We start from the raw sequence: 19,911 nt of genomic DNA, 5'->3' as shown, positions 1-19,911 counted from the left end.
GCTTTATCCGGCCGCGCGCCGCGACCGCGTCGCAGCCGGGATTTCGACGCCAAAGTCGAGACTGGCGGTCGCGCGGAAATGAACATCGAAGGGGCGGGGGCGCGCGATGCCGAAACCCTGCGCATAGTCGACGCCGATGGTGCGCAGCGCCACTGCAATCTCGCGGCTCTCGACGAACTCGGCGATGGTGCGCTTGCCGGTCACCTCGCCGATATGCTGGATCATCTCGACCATGGCGCGATCGATGCGGTCGGCCAGCATGTCCTTCACGAAACCGCCGTCGATCTTCAGATAGTCGACCGGCAGCGTCTTCAGATAGTTGAACGACGACATGCCGGCGCCGAAATCGTCCAGCGAGAAGCGGCAGCCATGCGCCCGCAGAGCCGTCATGAAATGCGTTGCGCGGTCGAGGTCGGCAATCGCGCTGGTCTCCGTAACCTCGAAACAGATCAGCGAGGGGGCAATGTCGGTGCGCTCGAACTGCTCCAGCACATAGTCGACAAAACTGTCGTCGCCGAAGGAAGCGCCCGACAGGTTGATGGCGCAGGTGGCGATCGCGCCGTCGGTGCCGGCCCGGTCCCGCAGCGCCAGCATCTCGAAGGCGGAACGCACCATCCAGCGGTCGACCAGCGGCATCAGGCCATAACGCTCGGCGGCCGGAATGAAGGCGCCGGGCGCGATCATGTTGCCGTCGGCGTCGGTTAGCCGCACCAAGAGCTCGACATGCGCGCCAGCCGGCGTGTCATCCTGCAATGGCACGATCTCCTGCGCATGAATGCAGAAGCGGTTCTGCTCCAGCGCCTCGCGCAGCCGCTGCACCCAGGCCATCTCGCCCATGCGCTGCTCCAGTTCGATATCGCCCACCTGCTGCAGCTGGATGCGGTTGCGGCCATTCTCCTTGGCCATGTAGCAAGCGACGTCGACGCTGCGCAGCGTCTCCTCAATCGTCATCGAGGCGTCGGTGAGCCCGACAACGCCAATGCTGACGCTGATGTTGAAGGCGCGGCCGTTCCACACGAAATGCAGCTCCTCCACCGCCTTGCGCAAGGTTTCCGCCGTGGTCGCGGCAAGCTCCGCCGGGCAGTTCTCCATCAGGATGCCGAACTCGTCGCCGCCCAGCCGGGCCAGCACGTCGCCCGGCCGCAATTGCTGGCGCAGCGCCGTCGAAACCTTGCGCAGTAATTCGTCGCCAGCAGCGTGGCCGCAGGTGTCGTTGACGATCTTGAACTGATCGAGGTCGAGATACATCAGCGCATGCGTCGCCGGACGCTTGGCGAGCCCCGCCAGCGAAGCGCCAAGCCGGGACTCGAACTCGCGCCGGTTGGCGAGCGAGGTCAGCGTGTCGTGCGTGGCGTGCCAGGACAGCTGCGCCAGGAATTCCTGCTCGGTCGTGCGGTCGTGGAAAACCAGCACCGCGCCGGCAACCCGCTGGTCGACATAAAGCGGCGCGGCGACCAGGGAGACGGCGATGCGCGACTGGTCCTGGCGCACAAGGCGCTGCGTCAGGCCATTGCCGTCGAAGGCTTCGCCGGCCAGAAGCCGCGCCAGATAGGCGCTATCCTCCTCGCCTGTCTCCTCGCTGGCCAGCCGGAACAGATCGTCGAGCGGCTTGCCCTTGGCATCCGCGCTTTGCAGCCCGAGCAGCCGCTCCGCTGCGCCGTTCATATAGTCGAGCCGGCCATCGGCGTCCGTCGCCACCACGGCCTGTCCGATCGAGGCCAGCGTCACCTGCGCGCGCTTGCGTTCGGCGTTCAACGCTTCCTGGACGGCGCGGCGCTGCCCGATCAGGTTGGAGGTGCGCCGGATGGCGAGCAGGATGAGGCCGAAGGCGACGACGACGTTGAGGGCGAGCAGCAGGGCGGTGATGTCGCGCGAGCCGCGCCCGAGCGACTGCGAGAAAGCCTGAGCCAACGGCGCGATCTGGTCGTTGATGCGGCCGATCGAACGGCGCCAGACGTCAAGCTTCGCCGGTGAGGCGCTGCCGGTGGTGAAGCCAACATTCATGGCCTCGCCCAGCGCCGCCAGTTCGAGGATCTTGGGATCGGCATCCGTCCAGCGCTGCACCGCATTGGCCAGATAAGGCACGCTGCGGAAATTGCGGAACAGCCAGATCAGGCCGTCGACATCGTCGGGATTGTTGCCGCCAAGCTGCAGCGCCCGCGCGGCGCCGTCATAGTCGAGAACCGGCTGCTCCATCAGCCGTCGCGCTTCGCGGTCGGCGAGCGGGATGGCGATGGCGTGGCGGAAACGTTCGAAATAATGCGGTTCGGCAGTGTTGGCGTAGAGCGTCAGGTAATAGATCGCGTCTTTCTGACCCTTCGTCCAGGCACTCTCGCCGGCCACATAGGCGCGTACCGCCGAGAGCGTGTAAAGACTGACGCCGGCGATGATGGTCTGGATCAGTACAACGACAATAAAAGGCCAGAGCAGCCCGAGAAGCTGAAATTTCGATCGTATGTTGCCTGGCTTCCTCACATGCCCTGCGAAACGAACTCGCTCCCTTTTAGCCAGTTCTTCTCCGCGTCCGCCCACGCGAATATTCGCAAGTGCTACAATAGTAAGCTTTAAGATTCCCTTCATGAGAGGGGGCTGTTTCCAACCATGCCCACGGCCGGTGGACGATCGTTGGAAAGCACCGCAATCCTAGCGGAACCGCAGGTTCCTCCGGCTCAGCTCGGCAACGGTGCCGCATCCCATCAGTTTCATGGCGCGCTCGATCTCGACACGCATCAGGTCCAGCGCCCGCTCGACGCCGGGTTGGCCGGCCGCCGCCAGCGGAAACAGATAATAGCGGCCAAGCCCCACCGCCTTCGCGCCGAGCGACAACGCCTTCAGCACATGGGTGCCGCGCTGCACGCCGCCGTCCATCATCACGTCTATCCTGTCGCCGACGGCGTCGACGATCTCGGCAAGCTGGTCGAAGGCGCTGCGCGAACCGTCGAGCTGGCGGCCGCCATGGTTGGAAAGCACGATGCCGGTGCAGCCTATGTCGACCGCCCGTCGCGCATCCTCGACCGACATGATGCCCTTCAGGCAGAATTGCCCGCCCCAGTGCCGTACCATTTCGGCGACGTCGTCCCACGACATGGACGGGTCCAGCATCTCGGTGAAATAGCGGCTGATCGACATGACGCCGCCGCCCATGTCGACATGGCTGTCGAGCTGCGGCAGACGGAAACGTTCATGGGTGAGATAGTTGATCGCCCAGGCGGGCTTGACCGCGAACTGGGCAATGCCGGCGAGGTTGAGCTTGAAAGGGATGGCGAAGCCGGTGCGCTTGTCGCGCTCGCGATTGCCGCCGGTGATGCTGTCCACCGTCAGCATCATCACCTCGACGCCGGCCTGCTTGGCGCGGGCCATCATCTCGCGATTGAGCCCACGGTCCTTGTGAAAGTAGAACTGATAGACCTGCGGTCCGCTGCTGATCTTGCGTGCTTCCTCGAGACTGACGGTGCCGAGCGAAGACACGCCAAACATCGTGCCGAACCGGCCCGCCGCCGCAGCCACGGCGCGCTCGCCCTGGTGGTGGAACAGGCGTTGCAGCGCCGTCGGCGAACAATAGACCGGCAGCGCCAGTTTCTGCCCCATCACGGTCACCGACAGGTCGACGTCGCCGACGCCGCGCAGCACGTTCGGCACCAGATCGCAATGCTCGAACGCCGCCGTATTGCGCTGGTAGGTAACCTCGTCGTCGGCCGCGCCGTCGATATAGTTGAAGATCGGGCCCGGCAGACGCTGCCTGGCCATGGCGCGGAAGTCGTGGAAGTTATGGCATTGGGCGAGACGCATGGGGCAACCTTGGCTTCGGCTTTCCCAGCTCGATAGCATATCGACGCGCGACGCGCCCATCCGCCCCCGGCAATCCTTGCAATGGCCGCCGCACGAATCGTCCCTGTTGGGCTCAAGCCGCCTGCGGACGCCAGGCGATCATGCCTTCCGTGCGCGCCCGAACCCGCGGCGAGGCCAGGCACGAAGCGACAGCTTCGAAGCCGGCAGCGCCCGAAAAGGCAGCCACCCGCATCGGCGGACTGTGATTGGCCGGACAAAACAGGATCGCCTCGCCGGGACCGACGGCGGCAAGGTCGAGGATCGCATCGGAGCGGGTCATCAGGAACAGCGGGCGCGCCTGCGGGCCACGGCGGCGCAGGCGCGCGATCAGAGCCTCCTGGGTGGCCTGATCCAGACCCTGCTCGACCATGTCGACAACCAGCGCGGCCGGGCGCTCGGCCTCCAGCGCAACCATCAGCGTAAGCAGCGCCGGCGAACGCGACGCGCCATCCGCGCACAGCCGGGCGATGGCTTCCTCCACCCGCGCGTCCAACGCGGCATCCTTCTCCAGCAGCGCTTTCGCGGCGGCTGCTCCATCGTCGCTCGATCGCTCCAGGCCGAGGAAAGCAGCGTCGGGAAGCGCTTTGGCCAGCGCCTCTGCAAAGCGCGTCTTGCCGCTGCCCAGCGGGCCGACGATGAAAGTCAGCGGTCGCGCGTCGCGAAGTTCGAACCGCTCGCCGTCCCAGGGCCAGGGCAAGTCGAAGGCGGCCACGATCTCGCCGGCGGGTCGCAACAACCTCGTCAGTTCACCGGCGCTGGGGACCTTGCCGCCGGCCAGCTCGCCGCGCAGGCCGCGCACCGTCTCGACGGTCCGGCCGAGCCGGTTGAGCTCGTCCTCAAGCACGGCCTGATGGGTTGCCAGCACCGGCTCCAGAGCGGAGGGGTCGCCATTCAGGATGCGCGCCACCTCGACCAGGCTGAGGCCCAGCCCGCGCAAGGCAACGATTTCGCCGGCGCGCGTCATTTCGACCGGTCCGTAGGCGCGCCAGCCGGCGCCGGTGCGCAAGGGCCTGATCAGACCGCGCCTTTCATAAAGGCGCAGCGCCTTGGCGGATACGCCGAGCCGCCGCGCGGCTTCGGCGGGATTGAGGACTTCTCCGGAAATGCTCACGAATCGATCTCCTGATTGCCGACCGCCCTCTTATCGGGGCGGTCCCAGGGGACGGGTCAAGGTGTTTTTAGCGCATTCCGGACCGCCCGCCGTCAGCCGAACACCGGCGGCTCCAGCGCGTCGAGTTCGGCGATCTCGGCCGGTGTCAGCGCGAGATCGGCGGCGGCGGCATTTTCCTCGAGATAACGCAGGCGCTTGGTGCCTGGGATCGGAATGACATGATCGCCCTTGGCGAGCAGCCAGGCCAGCGCCACTTGCGAGGGCTTGGCGCCGTGCCGCGCGCCTATGCGCTCGACCGCCGCGACGAGCGCTCGCTGCCTGGCGAGACCTTCGTCGCTGAATTGCGGCAGCCTGCGGCGCCAGTCGTCCCTGGGCAGGTCCTCGTGCCTGGCGATGCCGCCGGTCAGCACGCCGCGACCCAAGGGGGAAAACGGCAGGAAGGCGATGCTATGCTCGACCGTGTAGGGCAGCACTTCGGCAAGCGCCGAGCGATCGAACAGTGACAGTTCCGATTGCACGGCGGCAACCGGGTGGATCTTTTCCGCCCGGCGGATCTCGTCAAGGCTCGACGCCGAGAGGCCGAGCGCGCCGATCTTGCCGGCGTCGACGGCCTTGGCCAGCGCGCCCCAGCTCTCCTCGACCGGCACTTGCGGGTCGATGCGATGCAGGAAATAGAGGTCGATATGGTCGACGCCAAGCCGCATCAGGCTGTCGTCGACGGCCTTCGCCAGATAGTCGGGGCGACCGTTGTTGCTGAAGCCGTTTTCGTCGAACAGCAAGCCGCCCTTGGTGGACAACACCACTTCGTCACGCCGCCCTTTCAACGCCGTGCCGACGAGCTCCTCATTCGTCCACGGCCCATAGACGTCGGCGGTGTCGATCAGGGTAACGCCAAGATCGATGGCGCGGCGGATCACTTCAGCCGACGCATCGTCGTCGCGCCCATGCGGGTCGTAGCCGAAGGTCATGCCCATGGCGCCGAGGCCAATGCGGCCAACCCGCTTGCCGTTCTTTCCCAATGTGGTGGTCTGCATTTCCGCTCTCCAGTGTCTCGACGATGCCCAAACGGGCGGGTCGAACTGGACTTATGCGGCGATGATCGATAATTCCAATCGATCTCGTGTATTTGCGGAATAGGCTCTATGGATATACGCGGCATCGATCTCAACCTGCTCACAGCGCTGGACGCGCTGCTGGCCGAACCCAGCGTCTCAGGCGCCGCGCGCCGGCAGGGGCTGAGCCAGCCGGCGATGAGCGCGACGCTGGCCCGGCTGCGTGAATTGCTCAACGACCCGATCCTTGTCCGGCGCGGCAACCGCATGGTGGCGACACCGCGCGCCGAGCAGTTGCGGCCGCGCGTACGGGCACTGCTCGACCAGATCGTCCAGACGCTCGAGACCGAGGCGCGGTTCGAGGCCGCGACCTCGACCCGCCGCTTCCGGATATTGGCCAATGAATATGCGGCGGCGGTGCTGATGGTCCCGCTGATGCAGCGCATTCGCGACGTCTCCGCCGGCATGGTGCTGCAGGTGCTGCCGTTCGAGGCCGATTTCGAGGAGCGGCTGGCGAGCCACGACTGCGACCTCGTCATCTCCGAGGCAAGCACGCTTTCGACGGCGCGCCGGCGCGAGGTGCTCTACCAGGATCGCTATGTCTCGCTTTGCCGCGACGGCCACCCACGGCTCGGCGCCTCGGTGACGCTGGATGCCTTTCTCGACGAGGACCATGTCATCGTCTCGCGGGTCGGCCGCATGAACGCCGTCGCCGACAAGGCGCTGGCAGGCATCGGCCGTGCCCGCCGCATCGCCATGTCGGTGCCGCACTTCCTGGTCGCGGCCAATGTTGCAGGCTCGACCGACCTCGTCGCCACGCTGCCGGCCAAGCTGGCGCGCTGCTGCATCGGCGCCTACGGGCTCAGGCGGTTCGAAACGCCGGTGCCGCTGGACGGGTTTGAAATCGGCATGGCCTGGCATGCGCGCAGCGATGCCGACGGCGCCACCAACTGGCTGAAGGGCGAATTGCGCGATCTGTCTGTCCAATTGCAGGCGGGCTGCGCCGCATCTTCCGAGCCCGCCCTCAGCGGGCGGCCATGAAACCGGCCGCGACGATCAGCAGCCCGCCGGCCGAACCTTCGACCACGCGGCGGCTGCGGTCGCTGATGCCGCCACGCCGGCCAAGCCCGGCGATGGTGAGACTGAGCACCGTATAGACCAGGCCGCACAACGCCACGAAGATTGCTGAAAGCAGGACCGCCTGCAGGGCGGCATTGGCGTCATGCGTCATGAATTGCGGCAGGATGGCGAAATAGATCATCATGCCCTTGGGGTTGAGGAAGGCCGTGAGGAAGCCGCGCCGCAGGCTAGCCCCACCAGCGACGGCGGCCAGCGCGACGCCGCCCGGCCGCATCGCCGATTGCAGCAGCTTCACCGCCAGATAGACGAGATAGCCGACGCCAAGCCAGCGCAGCGCCTCGAACAAAAGCGGCGAGGCGGCGATGACCGCAGCCAGGCCGAGTGCGACAAAGGCCGAATGCACGACATAGCCGAGGCACACGCCGGCGGTGCCGCGCAGACCAGCGCCCGCGCCGCCCGACAGCGCCTGCGAGGCGACGAACAGCATGTCGGGACCCGGCGTCAAGATCAGCGGCAATACCGTGGCGGCGAAAAGGATCAGGGTCATCGTTTGCATGACAGACAGGCTAGACAACGATGCCGGCAATCGGATTGCGAAGATGCCATGCTGCTTTTCAGAATTGGCATGATATGCTGATTTCAACGAAATCCTGGCATGGAATGCCGATGAAACTCGACGAGATCGATCGCCGTATCCTGCGTGCCCTGCAGGAAGACGGCCGCTTGCAGAATGTCGAACTGGCCAGAAAGGTCGGCCTGTCGCCGTCGCCTTGCCTGCGCCGGGTCAAGCTTCTGGAGGAAGCCGGCATCATCGACCGCTATGTCGCCGTGCTCGACCCCGTCCGTATCGGCGTCGGCATGTCGTTGTTCGCCAGGGTGTGGCTGACGGCGCAGGACGCGGAAACCATCGACCATTTCATGGCGGCGATGAAGAGGCTGCCGCAGGTGATGGAATGCTACATCATGCTGGGCGAGAGCGACGCGCTGCTGCGGGTGGCGGTGGCCGACCTCACCGAATACCGGCAGTTCCAGGCCACTCACCTGACGCGCGCCAACGGCATCCAGAACGTCAAGACCGACGTGCCGAGCCAGATCGTCAAGCAGACCTACGCACTGCCGATCGGCTGAACGAGGGCCTGGCGCACGCGCCAAGCCCGCAGGTTCGCAAGACGGCTATTTCCCCGCCGCCAGTTCCTTCAATCTGTAAAGCGCTTCCAGCGCCTCGCGCGGCGTCATCTCGTCGGGGCTCAGCTCTAACAGAGCGGTGCCCAGCACATCGGGCTTGGCGGTCTTCGGCGGCTCGCGTTTCACGGCAACGGAAAACAGCGGCAGGTCGTCGACAAGGCGGTCGGCCTTGCCCGACACCTCGCCTTCCTCGAGCTGATGCAGAACTTCCCTGGCCCGCGCCACCACGGCTTCCGGCAGACCGGCGAGGCGCGCGACCTGCACGCCATAGGACCGGTCGGCCGCACCCTTGCCCACCTCATGCAGGAAGACGACGTCGCCCTCCCATTCCTTGACGCGCATGGTGACGTTGTGAAGCCGGTTGAGCTTGCCGGCCAAGGCCGTCATTTCATGGAAGTGGGTGGCGAAGATCGCCCGGCAGCGGTTCTTCTCGTGCAGATATTCCACCGCCGCCCAGGCGATGGAGAGACCGTCGAACGTGGCGGTGCCACGACCGATCTCGTCGAGGATGACGAGCGCGCGTTCGCCAGCCTGGTTGAGGATGGCGGCGGTCTCCACCATCTCGACCATGAAGGTCGAACGGCCGCGCGCCAGATCGTCGGAAGCGCCGACGCGGGAGAACAGCCGGTCGACGACGCCGATATGGGCGCTTGCCGCTGGCACGAAGGAACCGGTCTGGGCCAGGATGGCGATCAGCGCGTTCTGGCGCAGGAAGGTCGACTTACCGCCCATATTGGGGCCGGTGAGCAGCCAGATTGCGCCGTTCTTCGCATCGCCCTCCGGCGACAGGTCGCTGTTATTGGCGACAAACGGCCCCTCGCCGGAACGGCGCAGCGCCTGTTCCACCACCGGGTGGCGGCCGCCGGCGATGGCAAAGGCCAGGCTGGCATCGACGACCGGCCGGCACCAGTTTTCGCTCACCGACAGCGCGGCCAGGGCGGCCGATATGTCGAGCACGGCCAGTGCATCCGCGCCGGCGCGGATCGCCTCGGCCTCGCCGACGGCTTCGGCCAGCAGCCTGTCGAAGGCAGCAAGCTCGATGGCCAGCGCGCGGTCGGCGGCATTGGCGATCTTCGTTTCCAGCCCGGCCAGTTCGGTTGTGGTGAAGCGCATGGCGTTGGCCATGGTCTGGCGGTGGATGAAGCGCGCCTTGGCCTCGTCCGTGCCGGTCATGATGGCCTGGTGGTTGACCGTCACCTCAATGTAATAACCCAGCACATTGTTATGCCGGATCTTCAGCGAGCGGATGCCGGTTTCCTCGATCAGGTCGCGCTCCATGCCGGCGATGACCTTGCGCGTCTCGTCGCGCAGCGCCCGCATCTCGTCCAGCTCGGCATCGTAGCCAGCGCGCAGGAAGCCGCCATCGCGTTTCAACAGCGGCAGCTCGTCGGCCAGCGCACCGGCGAGGTGTTCGGCCAGCGGCTTCGGCAGCGCGCCGATGGCGGCGAGCGCTGCGGCCACCTCCGCCGGCTGCGCGGCCCGGCCAAAGATCCGTGCGATCTCGCCGGCGGCAAGGAAGCCCGCGCGCAGCGCGCCAAGGTCGCGCGGGCCGCCGCGGTTCAGCGCCAGCCGCGACAAGGCGCGCGGCATGTCGGCAACGCCCTTCAACGAAAGCCGCAGCGCCTCGGCCAGACGAACCTCGTCGCGGAAGAAGGAGACCGAATCGAGCCTAGCGGTAATCGCCGCGGGATCGGTCAGCGGCGCCATCAGCCGGTCGGCCAACAGGCGCGCGCCGCCGCCGGTGACGGTGCGGTCGATGGCCTTGAACAGCGAGCCGTCGCGGCTGCCGGACAGCGTGCGCAACAGTTCCAGATTGGCGCGCGTCGCCGGGTCGATAAACAGGGTGGCGCCGTTCTCCTCGCGCTCGGGTCGCGACAGCGGCGGGCGTTCCGCCTTCTGCGTCTTCTCGACATAGGCGATGGCGCCGGAGATGGCGGAGAGTTCGGCGCGGCTGAAGGTGCCGAAGGCATCCGGCGTCGCCACGTTGAAGAAACGGGCGATGCGGGCGGTGGCCGAGGCGGAATCGAACAGGCTGGCCGGCTGCGGATTGGCGACGCGGCCAAGCACATCGAACACCGGCTTCAGCTCGGGATCGTAGAAGACCGGCTCGGCGACGATCAGTTCGCGCGGATCGACGCGGAAGATGTCGGCCAACAGCCGCTCGGCATTGGTCTCGGCGACACGGAAGACGCCGGTGGAAATCTCGATCCAGGCCAGCGCGAAATTCTGGTCAGTGCCGCCCTTCACCCGCCCCAGCGCCATCAGAAAGCTCGATTCCGACGGCGCCAGCAATTTGTCCTCGGTGATGGTGCCGGGCGTGACGAGACGGACGACGTCGCGCTTGACCACCGATTTCGAACCGCGCTTCTTGGCCTCGGCCGGATCCTCTATCTGTTCGCAGACGGCAACGCGGAAACCGAGCGCGATCAGTTTCTGCAGATAATCGTCGGCCGCATGCACCGGCACGCCGCACATCGGGATCTCGGCGCCCTGGTGCTTGCCGCGCTTGGTCAGCACAATGCCCAAAGCCCGCGAAGCCTTCTCGGCATCGTCGAAGAACAGCTCGTAGAAATCGCCCATGCGATAGAACAGCAGCGAATCCGGGTTCGCCGCCTTGATCTCGAGATACTGCTCCATCATCGGGGTGGCGGCAGTGGGCATGGATGCCGAGGCGCCAGCCAGCGGCGCGCTACCTTCCATCGCGATAGGGGTTTCGTCGTTCAAGAAACTGTTTCCAAAAATCCCGAAGGCAATTGCTTGGCGGTTTACACCTCCAAAGTGTAGCCTTAATCCCGAACGCTCCACAAAGAAATTGAGCGCGCGCAAAGCGCCACCCAAGGGGAAGAAACGCAGCATGGCCCGTAAGAACGCACAGGATGGACAAGGCCCTTCGGTGAGCGCGGAGGAGGCGCTGGAATTCCACGCCATGGGCCGGCCGGGCAAGCTGGAGATCGTGCCGACCAAACCGATGGCCACGCAGCGCGACCTTTCGCTGGCCTATTCGCCGGGCGTCGCCGTGCCGGTGAAGGCGATCGCCGAAGACCCGTCGCGCGCCTTCGACTACACCACGCGCGGCAATATGGTTGCCGTCATTTCCAACGGCACCGCCATCCTCGGGCTGGGCAATCTCGGCGCTCTGGCCTCCAAGCCGGTGATGGAAGGCAAGTCGGTGCTGTTCAAGCGTTTTGCCGACGTCGATTCGATCGACCTCGAGGTCGACACCGAAGACGCCGACGAATTCATCAACTGCGTCAAGTTCCTCGGGCCCTCCTTCGGCGGCATCAACCTGGAAGACATCAAGGCGCCGGAATGCTTCATCATCGAGCAGCGGCTGCGCGAATTGATGGACATTCCCGTCTTCCATGACGACCAGCACGGCACCGCCATCATCGCCGCCGCCGGCCTGATCAACGCGCTGGCGATCACCGGCCGCGACATGAAGACGACCAGGCTCGTCTGCAACGGCGCGGGTGCTGCCGGCATCGCCTGCATCGAACTGGTCAAGTCGATGGGTTTCGCGCCGGAAAACGTCACCTTGTGCGACACCAAGGGTGTCGTCTACCAGAGCCGCACCGAGGGTATGAACCAGTGGAAGTCGGCGCATGCGGTGAAGACCGAGGCGCGGACGTTGGCCGAGGCGATGGACGGCGCCGACGTGGTGTTCGGGCTTTCGGCGCGTGGCGCCTTCACCAATGCCATGATCCAGTCGATGGCGAAAAACCCGATCATCTTCGCCATGGCCAATCCCGATCCGGAGATCACGCCGGAGGAGGTGGCCGAGATCCGCACCGACGCCATCATGGCCACCGGCCGGTCCGACTATCCGAACCAGGTCAACAATGTGCTGGGCTTCCCCTATATCTTCCGGGGTGCATTGGACGTCCGCGCGACCACCATCAACGACGCCATGAAGGTGGCGGCCGCCCAGGCGCTGGCCGAGCTTGCCCGCAAGGACGTGCCCGACGACGTGGCCGCCGCCTATCAGGGCAACCGGCCGAAATTCGGCCCGCAATACATCATCCCGGTGCCGTTCGACCCGCGCCTGATTTCGGCCATCCCGATCGCGGTGGCCAAGGCCGCGATGGAAACCGGCGTGGCGCGCAAGCCGATCCTCGACCTCGACCGCTACGCGCAGGAACTGTCGGCGCGGCGCGACCCGATCGCCTCGACGCTGCAGCGCATTTACGACCGCGTGCGGCGCCAGCCCAAGCGCATCGTCTTCGCCGAGGGCGAGGAGGAACAGGTGATGCGCGCGGCGGTCGCCTATGTGAACCAGCGGCTCGGCACCGCCATCCTGCTCGGCCGCGACGACATCATCAAGGAGAATGCCCGCCACGCCGGCATCGACCTCGACAAGCCGGGGCTGGAGATCATCAATGCGCGCCTGTCGCGCAAGAACGCGATCTATGCCGATTTCCTGTACGAGCGCATGCAGCGCAAGGGCTTCCTGTTCCGCGACTGCCAGCGCCTGATCAACAACGACCGCAACCATTTCGCCGCCTGCATGGTGGCGCTGGGCGATGCCGACGGCATCGTCACCGGCGTCACCCGCAACTATTCGACGGCGCTGGACGACGTGCGCCGCGTCATCGACGCCAAGCCCGGCCATCGTGTCATCGGCGTATCGATCGTGCTGGCGCGCGGGCGCACCGTTCTGGTGGCCGACACGGCGGTCCACGACATGCCCAATGCCGACCAGATCGCCGACATCGCCGAGGAAGCGGCCAATTTCGCGCGGCGAATGGGCTATGAACCCCGCGTCGCTATGCTTGCCTACTCCACCTTCGGCCATCCGCAGGGCGAACGCTCCGAGCGGGTGCAGGAGGCGGTGCGCATTCTCGACAAGCGGCGGGTCGATTTCGAGTATGACGGCGAAATGGCCGCCGACGTCGCGCTGAACCCGCGCGTGATGGCGCAATACCCGTTCTGCCGGCTGACCGGCCCGGCCAATGTGCTGATCATGCCGGCGTTCCACTCGGCCTCGATCTCGACCAAGATGCTGCAGGAACTGGGCGGCTCGACCGTGATCGGCCCGCTTCTGGTCGGCCTCAACAAACCGGTCCAGATCGTGCCGCTGAACGCCAAGGATTCGGACATCGTCAACATGGCGGCCATCGCGGCCTATTCGGCCGGAGCCTGAGGGCTGATCCCTTCCCGCGAAGCGGGCGAGGGTCGCGTCAGAGACATGTCTCGGATGCTGCTCCGATCAGGCACTCGCCAAACCCAAAGCAAAACCCCGGCGGTCACCCGCCGGGGTTTTTGTCTGTTCCAGCGCTAACCCGGTTCAGTGCGTCAGATCGAGCGCGGCGGTGAGGTCGCCCATGACCGGCAGGCTGTTGGCACGCAGCGCGTTGTCGCGCGCGACCAGCCCCTGCAGCACCGGCAGGTCGTAGCGCGTGGTGACGAAACGCAGGATCGAGGTGGTGTCGTACTGGCTGTGATCCACCGTGCCCATCTTGGCGAAGGGCGAGACGATGATGGCCGGGATGCGGTTGCCCGGCCCCCAGCGGTCGGCCTTGGGCGGCGCGACATGATCCCAGAAGCCGCCATTCTCGTCATAGGTCACCACCACCAGCATATGCGCCCATTGCGGGCTCTTCTCCAGATGGGCGATGACGTCGGCCAGGTGCTGGTCGCCGCTCGACACGTCGGCATAACCGCCATGCTCGTTGAGGTTGCCCTGCGGCTTGTAGAAGGTGACGGCCGGCAGCTTGCCGTCGTCGATATCCTTGATGAAGGCGGCGCCCTCGAGGCCACCGTCCTTCAGATGCTCGGCGCGGGCCGGCGTGCCCGGCGCATAGGCGGCGAAATAGTTGAAGGGCTGGTGGTGGAACTGGAAGTTCGGCACCGGCGTGGCGTTCTTGCCGTCGAGCGCGGTCTGCCAGGCCCCGGCATACCAGGCCCAGCTAATCCCCTTCAGCGACAGGAGGTCGCCGATGGTGATGTCATGCTGCGGCGGCAGCGTGGTGGCGGCCTTCGGGTCGGCAAAAGCCGGATCGCCGCCTTCCGCCGGCTTGTTGTTGGACGGCTGGTAGGGCGGTTGCATGGTGTTGACGGCGTAGAAGTCGGGCGAGATGGCGCCGTCCTTGACGAATTTCGGCCCGCCGGCGAGCGCCGATACAGGCGAATTGTCGGCCACCTTCAGCGTGACGCCGTCCGGCTCCACTGAAGCGATCATGTCCTTCACCGGGCTCTTGTCGGCGTCGGGATAAAACGGCGTGCAGGCGCAGACCAGCGCGAAATGGTTGATGAAGGAACCGCCGAACGCACCCTGGAAGAAGTTGTCGGCCAGGACGTATTTCTGCGCCACCTTCCACATCGGCAAAGACGAGCCGTCATAGTGGCCCATGACGAGGCCGCCGGAATCGGCCCAGGCCACGAACTTGTCGTTCTTGCCGCCATTGATCTGCATCTGCTCCTGGTAGAAGCGGTGCCACAAATCGCGCGTGATGACGTTGAGCCCCTGGTTGAAACCCTTGGCATCGTCGATGGCGAAAACGGCATTGGCGAGGTGCGCCGACTGCGCCTCGGTGACAGCCGGCGTCACGCCCTTGGCGGTCAGGCCGCCCCAGGACGGCGGCAATTCGGACAGCGGCTTGCCGTCGCGGTCGAGCTGGGTGACCTCGTCGGCGCTGGCATTGGCGAGGCCGTTGGCGCCGGGGAAACCACCGTAGAGATTGTCGAAGGAGCGGTTCTCGGCATAAATCACGACAATGTTATCGATCTTGTCGTAGCCGGCGGGAGCGGCATGCGCGGGCAGCGCGGCGGTGAGCAGAGCCAGCGCGGAACTGGCCAGACAAGCGGATTTGAGGGGTTTGAGCCTTGGCATGGGGGATGACCTTGTGGCTGAGGGACTGGCTGGAGGGCCGCCTGCGGGCCGTCCTGCCGAAGCCACGCACCTGCAAGTCGCAAAAAGCCTAGGCCCGCTCTCTGTCAGGTTTGTGACATGGGGATGCAGTGCCGGCGGGCGTCATCATTTCGTTGCAGGCGCCGGGAATCATGCGCCGGCTTGCTCCGATACGACAAAACCCGAAGGTGCCTCCGAAAGTGCCCAAGATCGATCCGCGACGCCTGCGACACGGTCTCGCCGCGCTGGCGGTGGCCATGGCGCTCGGGCTCTCAGCCCCCGCTATCCGACACACGGTCGCCGCCGAGGCCAACGGCGTCCATCCCGGCCCGCTGTCGCGGGCGCAGGCCTTCGCCCGTGCCGCCACGCTGACCGAACTTGGCCGCCAGATGTTCTTCGACCCGGCGCTGTCGGCGTCGGGGCGGCAGGCATGCGCTTCCTGCCATGACCCGAAGCATGGTTTCTCCTCCGCCTCGGCCGCGCCGGTCGAGATGGGCGGTCCGGCGCTCGACCGGCCAGGCCAGCGCGCGGTGCCGACGCTGCGCTATCTGCAGGCGGTGCCCGCCTTCAGCGAGCATTTCTACGATTCCGAGGACGAGGGCGACGAAAGCGTCGACAACGGCCCGACCGGCGGCCTGACCTGGGACGGCCGCGTCGACCGCGGCGCCGAGCAGGCCAGGATCCCGCTTCTGTCGCCGTTCGAGATGGCGAATGCCGGCCCAGACGCTGTGGTGGCACGGCTCGCCAGGACCGCCTATGCCGACGCGTTCAAGGCGGCGTTCGGCGACGACATCTTCTCGCGACCCACCGATGCTTTCGACGGCGCCGTCGAGGCGCTCGGCACGTTCGAGCAGGACGCCGCCACCTTCTACCCCTATTCCAGCCGCTACGACGCCTTTTTGGCCGGCAAGGGCACGTTGACCGCGCAGGAACTCCATGGCCGCGCCCTGTTCGAAGACCCGGCCAAGGGCAATTGCGCTTCCTGTCATCTCAGCGAGCCGGCCAATGACGGCGAGCCGCCGCAATTCACCGATTTCGGCCTGATCGCCGTGGCGGTGCCACGCAATCCGGCCATTCCCGCCAATGCCGACTCCGCCTATGTCGATCTCGGCGTGTGCGGCCCGCTGCGCACCGACCTCAAAAGGCGGGACGAATATTGCGGCCTGTTCCGCACGCCGACGCTGCGCAACGTGGCGTTGAAGAAAAACTTCTTCCACAACGGCTTCTTCCACACGCTGCGCGATGCTGTCGCGTTCTACGCCTCGCGCGACAGCGACCCCGGCCACTGGTATGCGAAGAACGCCGACGGCTCGGTTCACCGCTATGACGACCTGCCGCAACGCTATTGGGCGAATCTCAACCAGGACCCGCCCTTCGGCCGCAAGCCCGGCGACAAGCCGGCGCTGGACGATGCCGAGATCGACGACATCGTCGCCTTTCTCAACACGCTCACCGACGCCGACCAGTTGCAGCAGGCGGGGCAGTAGCGGCTTGCGGTTCTCGCGAGCTCAAGCGCAGAAGGTGGCCTGCGCCGTCTCCGGCTGCTCCTCTTCCGCCCTCCGTCCCATGAACAGGAACACCACGATCGCGGTGACCACGGTGATGGCGGTGAGCAGGACGAGCAAGGTCGAGAAGGCCAGGCCATATTGCGTCACCAGGAGGTCGCGGCCCGTGCCGGGCAGCAGGGCTTGTGCTGCGGCGAGGTCGCCGGTGACCAGCCTTTGCGCGGCCTGACCCAGTCGGCCGGTTTCCGCCGCGGGCGTCGCTGCCGTTGCCAGATGCCCGGCCGTCAGCGCCGACAGCATCGCGCTGACCACGGCCAGTGCCAGGCCTTCGCCGGCAACGCGTGTGGTGTTGAAGATGCCGGTCGCCATCCCGGCGCGTTCCTTCGGCACCACCGAGACGGCAAGCCCGTCCATCAGGCCCCAGGGCAGGCTGATGCCGACGCCAATGGTCAACATCGGCAGAAGCAGCGCGGACGGCGGCGCGCCGCCCGGCACGCCCGACAGCCATAACAGCCCGGCGGCCGAGATGGCCAGGCCCGTCGCGCACAGCACCGAGGCCGGCAGCCAGCGCGTCAAAAGGCCGGCCACCAGCGGCAGCACCAGCAACGGCGCCGACAGCGCGATCATCATGCGGCCGGCGCCGATCTCGCCCATGCCCTCGACGCCGACGAAACGCACCGGCAGCAGGATCAGAAGCACGACGAAGGCGTAGGCGGGAGCGGCGGCCAGAAGCTGCACGCCGACGAAGCGCGGATAACGAAACAGCGAGAGGTCCAGCATCGGCCGCGCCACCTTGCGCTCGATCAGGCCGAAGGCGAGGAAAAGCACGACCGCGCCGGCGATGAGACCGACCACCGTCGGATCGCTCCAGCCGGCCTCCGGCGCCTTGAGGAAACCGTAGGTGAGCAGCGCAAGTGCCGCGGTGAAGCTTGCCGCGCCCGGCCAGTCGAGACCGGCGGCGGCGGGATCGCGGCTGTCGCGCATGAAACGGGCCGCGATCAGGAAGGCGACGGCGGTGGCGCCCGCCACCGGCAGGAAGATGGAAGGCCAGCCAAAGGCGTCGATCATCAGGCCCGACGCGATCGGGCCGAAGGACAGTCCGATGCCGAAGGAGGTGCCGAGCAGGGAAAAAGCGCGCATGCGGGCACCATCGTCGAACTCCTGCGCAAGTGCCGCCGCACCGCCGGCGAAGGCAAAGGCGGCGGCAACGCCTTGCGCGGCGCGGGCAAGGTCGAGCCAGAGGATCGAGGGCGACATGGCGGCAGCCAGCGAAAACAGGCCGAAGGCCGCGGTACCGATCAGGAAGATGCGTTTGCGGCCATAGGCATCAGCCAGCGCGCCCGCCGCCATCAGCGAGGAGCCGAAGGTCAGCATGAAGGCGTTGGTCACCCAGTTGAGCGCGATCGGGCTGCCGCCGAGCGCCCGGCCGATGGCGGGCAGCGCCACGGCCGGGCCTGTGAAGGTGAGCGGCATGGAGAGAGCGGCCAGACACACCGCGACGAGAACGAGCGCTTTTTCGGCCGCGCCCGGAGCCTTTTTCGATTGAACCATGATATCCGCGGGGTTTTTTCGCCCACGATGTCCGCATTCCGCGAGACACGCCGCCGGGCTTGTTGAATGACCGTTTCATGATAGATTTGCGGTAATCTGAACAAAATGCTGGTCATGTTCCGCTTATCATGGAAGGAAACGCTCGAATGGATCGCTCCCTCGACCGGCTGAGCGGGCTCGCCGCCTTCGTGCGCACGGCCGATCTCGGCAGTTTCGTCGCCGCTGGGCGGGTGCTTCGGCTATCGCCGTCGGCGGTCGGCAAGGCGGTGACCCGGCTGGAGGAGCAGCTGGGGGTTCGCCTGCTGCAGCGTTCGACCCGCAGTCTCAGGCTGACCGAGGAAGGACGCCTGTTCCACGACCGTTGCCGCAGGGTGCTGGACGATCTCGACGACGCCCAGGCGATGCTGGCGGAGGCGGTGGAAACGCCGCGCGGGCGCTTGAGGGTGAGCGCGCCGGTGGTCAGCTATCATCTGTTCCTGCCGGTGCTGCCGGAATTCACGCGGCTCTACCCGGAAGTCGAGATCGACCTCGATTTCAACGACCGCATCGTCGACCTGATCGACGAAGGCGTCGACGTGGCGCTGCGCAGCGGCGACCTGCCCGATTCCCGACTGATGGCGCGGGCGCTCAGGCCCTTCCAAATGCTCTTATGCGCTTCGCCCGATTATCTCGAGCGCCACGGCAGCCCCGCCTGTCCGCGCGACCTCGACGGCCACCGGGCGATCCTCTTCCGCTTCCCCAACAGCGGCAAGCTGCATGATTGGCCGCTGACCCTGCCGGAGGGCGAGCCTGAACCGCGCCGGCACATCGTGCTCACCTGCAACAACATGGAGGCGCTGCGCGGCGCCACCCTTGCCGGCCTCGGCATCGGCTGCATGCCGGATTTCCTGGCGCGCGAGCCGGTGGCCAAAGGCGAGCTGGTGACGCTGCTCGACCGCTATCTCGACGCGCCGGGCCAATTCCGCCTGATCTGGCCGTCGAACCGGCAATTGTCGCCGAAGGTCAGGGTGTTCGTGGATTTCATCTGCGAGCGGCTGTTCGCCGCCCGCTGCGAGGCCTTGCCCGGTCCGGGCACCGGCGCGGCATCCCAATCGCGAGCAACCGAGACGGCTCAGACCTGATTCCAGCGGCGCACCACCGGTTCGGTCATGTCGTGCTCGTAGCCGAGTGTGGAGATGCTGGCCGTATCGAGCACGAACAGTGCCCCTTGCGAGGCCGGCAGGCCGAGCCAGCGGGCGGCGAGCGTGCGCAGGAAATGCGAAGAGGAGAAAACCAGCACATTGCCATTCACCGCGCGCAGCGCCTGAACCACGCGGTCGGCGCGGGCGCCGGCCTCGGCCACGCTTTCGCCGCCCGGGCAACCGTCGCGGTAAAGGTTCCAGCCAGAGCGCTCGACCAGGATTTCCTTCGTCTTCAGCCCCTCATAGGCGCCATAATCCCATTCGGCGAGGTCGGGCTTCACCTCGGCCAGTGCGCCGAACCCCGCCAGCTCCGCCGTGCGGCGCGCGCGGGAAGACGGGCTCGACCAGACGGCGGCAAAGCTCTTGCCCTTCAAGCGGTCGCCCAGCCCGCGCGCGGCATCTTCGCCCGTGGCGGTCAGCGGAATATCGGTGCGGCCGGTGTGTTTGCCGGTGGCGCTCCACTCGGTCTCGCCGTGCCGCACCAGGGTGATTTCGGGATAGGGGCTTGCCATGCTCGTCCTCGTTTGTCGCGGCGAGGACTATACGGATTTCGTCTTGCGGCGCCATGATC

The 19,911-nt window shown here is 66.4% G+C and carries 14 protein-coding genes; 5 read left to right on the top strand and 9 right to left on the bottom strand.

Translation table 11 applies throughout. The features are described 5' to 3' along the window. Positions 1-3 precede the first annotated feature (3 nt). The 4 genes from AB4136_RS02185 to AB4136_RS02170 form a co-directional block, all read right to left on the bottom strand. A complete protein-coding gene (locus tag AB4136_RS02185; protein WP_024923324.1) occupies positions 4-2,475 on the bottom strand; it encodes an EAL domain-containing protein in 2,472 nt (823 codons plus the stop codon). Positions 2,476-2,643: 168 nt separating this feature from the next. Further along, on the bottom strand, positions 2,644-3,789 hold the full coding sequence (locus AB4136_RS02180) for an alpha-hydroxy acid oxidase (protein ID WP_024923323.1): 1,146 nt from the start codon (positions 3,787-3,789) through the stop codon (positions 2,644-2,646). Between the two features lie 112 nt (positions 3,790-3,901). Next, entirely contained in the window at positions 3,902-4,939 is a 1,038-nt protein-coding gene (locus AB4136_RS02175) for a MerR family transcriptional regulator (protein ID WP_024923322.1), read from the bottom strand. A gap of 92 nt (positions 4,940-5,031) precedes the next feature. Next, a complete protein-coding gene (locus AB4136_RS02170) occupies positions 5,032-5,973 on the bottom strand; it encodes an aldo/keto reductase (RefSeq protein WP_036254975.1) in 942 nt (313 codons plus the stop codon). Between the two features lie 108 nt (positions 5,974-6,081). On the opposite strand from AB4136_RS02170, the gene AB4136_RS02165 reads away from it, so the two are divergent. Then, positions 6,082-7,032: a LysR family transcriptional regulator gene (locus AB4136_RS02165; protein ID WP_024923321.1), complete on the top strand. Its 951-nt coding sequence runs from the start codon at positions 6,082-6,084 to the stop codon at positions 7,030-7,032. Here the strand turns inward: AB4136_RS02165 and AB4136_RS02160 are convergent. Next, the gene (locus tag AB4136_RS02160) at positions 7,016-7,618 is read right to left on the bottom strand and encodes a LysE family translocator (protein WP_244431181.1); all 603 of its coding nucleotides are present in this window, start codon (positions 7,616-7,618) and stop codon (positions 7,016-7,018) included. The two genes, AB4136_RS02165 and AB4136_RS02160, sit on opposite strands and share 17 nt — an antisense overlap. Before the next feature lie 113 nt (positions 7,619-7,731). Between AB4136_RS02160 and AB4136_RS02155 the strand changes: the two genes are divergently transcribed. Then, on the top strand, positions 7,732-8,199 hold the full coding sequence (locus tag AB4136_RS02155) for an Lrp/AsnC family transcriptional regulator (RefSeq protein ID WP_204367404.1): 468 nt from the start codon (positions 7,732-7,734) through the stop codon (positions 8,197-8,199). Positions 8,200-8,244: 45 nt separating this feature from the next. Here the strand turns inward: AB4136_RS02155 and mutS are convergent, their stop codons facing one another. Continuing rightward, positions 8,245-10,956: a DNA mismatch repair protein MutS gene (mutS, locus tag AB4136_RS02150; protein WP_051504809.1), complete on the bottom strand. Its 2,712-nt coding sequence runs from the start codon at positions 10,954-10,956 to the stop codon at positions 8,245-8,247. Between the two features lie 154 nt (positions 10,957-11,110). Between mutS and AB4136_RS02145 the strand changes: the two genes are divergently transcribed. Further along, the gene (locus AB4136_RS02145) at positions 11,111-13,396 is read left to right on the top strand and encodes an NADP-dependent malic enzyme (RefSeq protein ID WP_024923317.1); all 2,286 of its coding nucleotides are present in this window, start codon (positions 11,111-11,113) and stop codon (positions 13,394-13,396) included. A gap of 144 nt (positions 13,397-13,540) precedes the next feature. On the opposite strand, the gene AB4136_RS02140 is transcribed toward AB4136_RS02145, so the two are convergent. Continuing rightward, the gene (locus AB4136_RS02140) at positions 13,541-15,085 is read right to left on the bottom strand and encodes an acid phosphatase (RefSeq protein ID WP_024923316.1); all 1,545 of its coding nucleotides are present in this window, start codon (positions 15,083-15,085) and stop codon (positions 13,541-13,543) included. A gap of 275 nt (positions 15,086-15,360) precedes the next feature. Here AB4136_RS02140 and AB4136_RS02135 point away from each other — a divergent pair, with 275 nt between their 5' ends. Continuing rightward, complete coding sequence (locus AB4136_RS02135; RefSeq protein WP_051504810.1) at positions 15,361-16,590, top strand: cytochrome-c peroxidase; 1,230 nt, start codon at positions 15,361-15,363, stop codon at positions 16,588-16,590. Positions 16,591-16,611: 21 nt separating this feature from the next. Here AB4136_RS02135 and AB4136_RS02130 read toward each other — a convergent pair whose 3' ends face one another. After that, positions 16,612-18,159 (bottom strand): MFS transporter, encoded by a 1,548-nt coding sequence (locus AB4136_RS02130; protein WP_137900329.1) that lies wholly within the window; start codon positions 18,157-18,159, stop codon positions 16,612-16,614. Between the two features lie 146 nt (positions 18,160-18,305). Here AB4136_RS02130 and AB4136_RS02125 point away from each other — a divergent pair, with 146 nt between their 5' ends. Beyond that, the gene (locus AB4136_RS02125; RefSeq protein WP_137900330.1) at positions 18,306-19,280 is read left to right on the top strand and encodes a LysR family transcriptional regulator; all 975 of its coding nucleotides are present in this window, start codon (positions 18,306-18,308) and stop codon (positions 19,278-19,280) included. Here AB4136_RS02125 and AB4136_RS02120 read toward each other — a convergent pair. Beyond that, a complete protein-coding gene (locus AB4136_RS02120; protein ID WP_137900331.1) occupies positions 19,271-19,852 on the bottom strand; it encodes a histidine phosphatase family protein in 582 nt (193 codons plus the stop codon). The genes AB4136_RS02125 and AB4136_RS02120 overlap by 10 nt on opposite strands. Between the last annotated feature and the right edge of the window lie 59 nt (positions 19,853-19,911).

Source organism: Mesorhizobium sp. 2RAF21 (genome assembly GCF_052115345.1).
GTDB lineage: Bacteria > Pseudomonadota > Alphaproteobacteria > Rhizobiales > Rhizobiaceae > Mesorhizobium > Mesorhizobium terrae.
This window is presented reverse-complemented; position numbering and strand designations above follow the sequence as displayed.

Bases quoted from the DNA above. Each gene is read 5' to 3' on its own strand.
- AB4136_RS02165 (WP_024923321.1), top strand. From the start codon at position 6,082: ATGGATATACGCGGCATCGATCTCAACCTGCTCACAGCGCTGGACGCG.
- AB4136_RS02130 (WP_137900329.1), bottom strand. From the start codon at position 18,159: ATGGTTCAATCGAAAAAGGCTCCGGGCGCGGCCGAAAAAGCGCTCGTT.
- AB4136_RS02120 (WP_137900331.1), bottom strand. From the start codon at position 19,852: ATGGCAAGCCCCTATCCCGAAATCACCCTGGTGCGGCACGGCGAGACC.
- AB4136_RS02135 (WP_051504810.1), top strand. From the start codon at position 15,361: ATGGCGCTCGGGCTCTCAGCCCCCGCTATCCGACACACGGTCGCCGCC.
- AB4136_RS02140 (WP_024923316.1), bottom strand. From the start codon at position 15,085: ATGCCAAGGCTCAAACCCCTCAAATCCGCTTGTCTGGCCAGTTCCGCG.
- AB4136_RS02160 (WP_244431181.1), bottom strand. From the start codon at position 7,618: ATGACCCTGATCCTTTTCGCCGCCACGGTATTGCCGCTGATCTTGACG.
- AB4136_RS02180 (WP_024923323.1), bottom strand. From the start codon at position 3,789: ATGCGTCTCGCCCAATGCCATAACTTCCACGACTTCCGCGCCATGGCC.
- AB4136_RS02155 (WP_204367404.1), top strand. From the start codon at position 7,732: ATGCCGATGAAACTCGACGAGATCGATCGCCGTATCCTGCGTGCCCTG.
- mutS (WP_051504809.1), bottom strand. From the start codon at position 10,956: ATGGAAGGTAGCGCGCCGCTGGCTGGCGCCTCGGCATCCATGCCCACT.
- AB4136_RS02125 (WP_137900330.1), top strand. From the start codon at position 18,306: ATGGATCGCTCCCTCGACCGGCTGAGCGGGCTCGCCGCCTTCGTGCGC.
- AB4136_RS02145 (WP_024923317.1), top strand. From the start codon at position 11,111: ATGGCCCGTAAGAACGCACAGGATGGACAAGGCCCTTCGGTGAGCGCG.
- AB4136_RS02170 (WP_036254975.1), bottom strand. From the start codon at position 5,973: ATGCAGACCACCACATTGGGAAAGAACGGCAAGCGGGTTGGCCGCATT.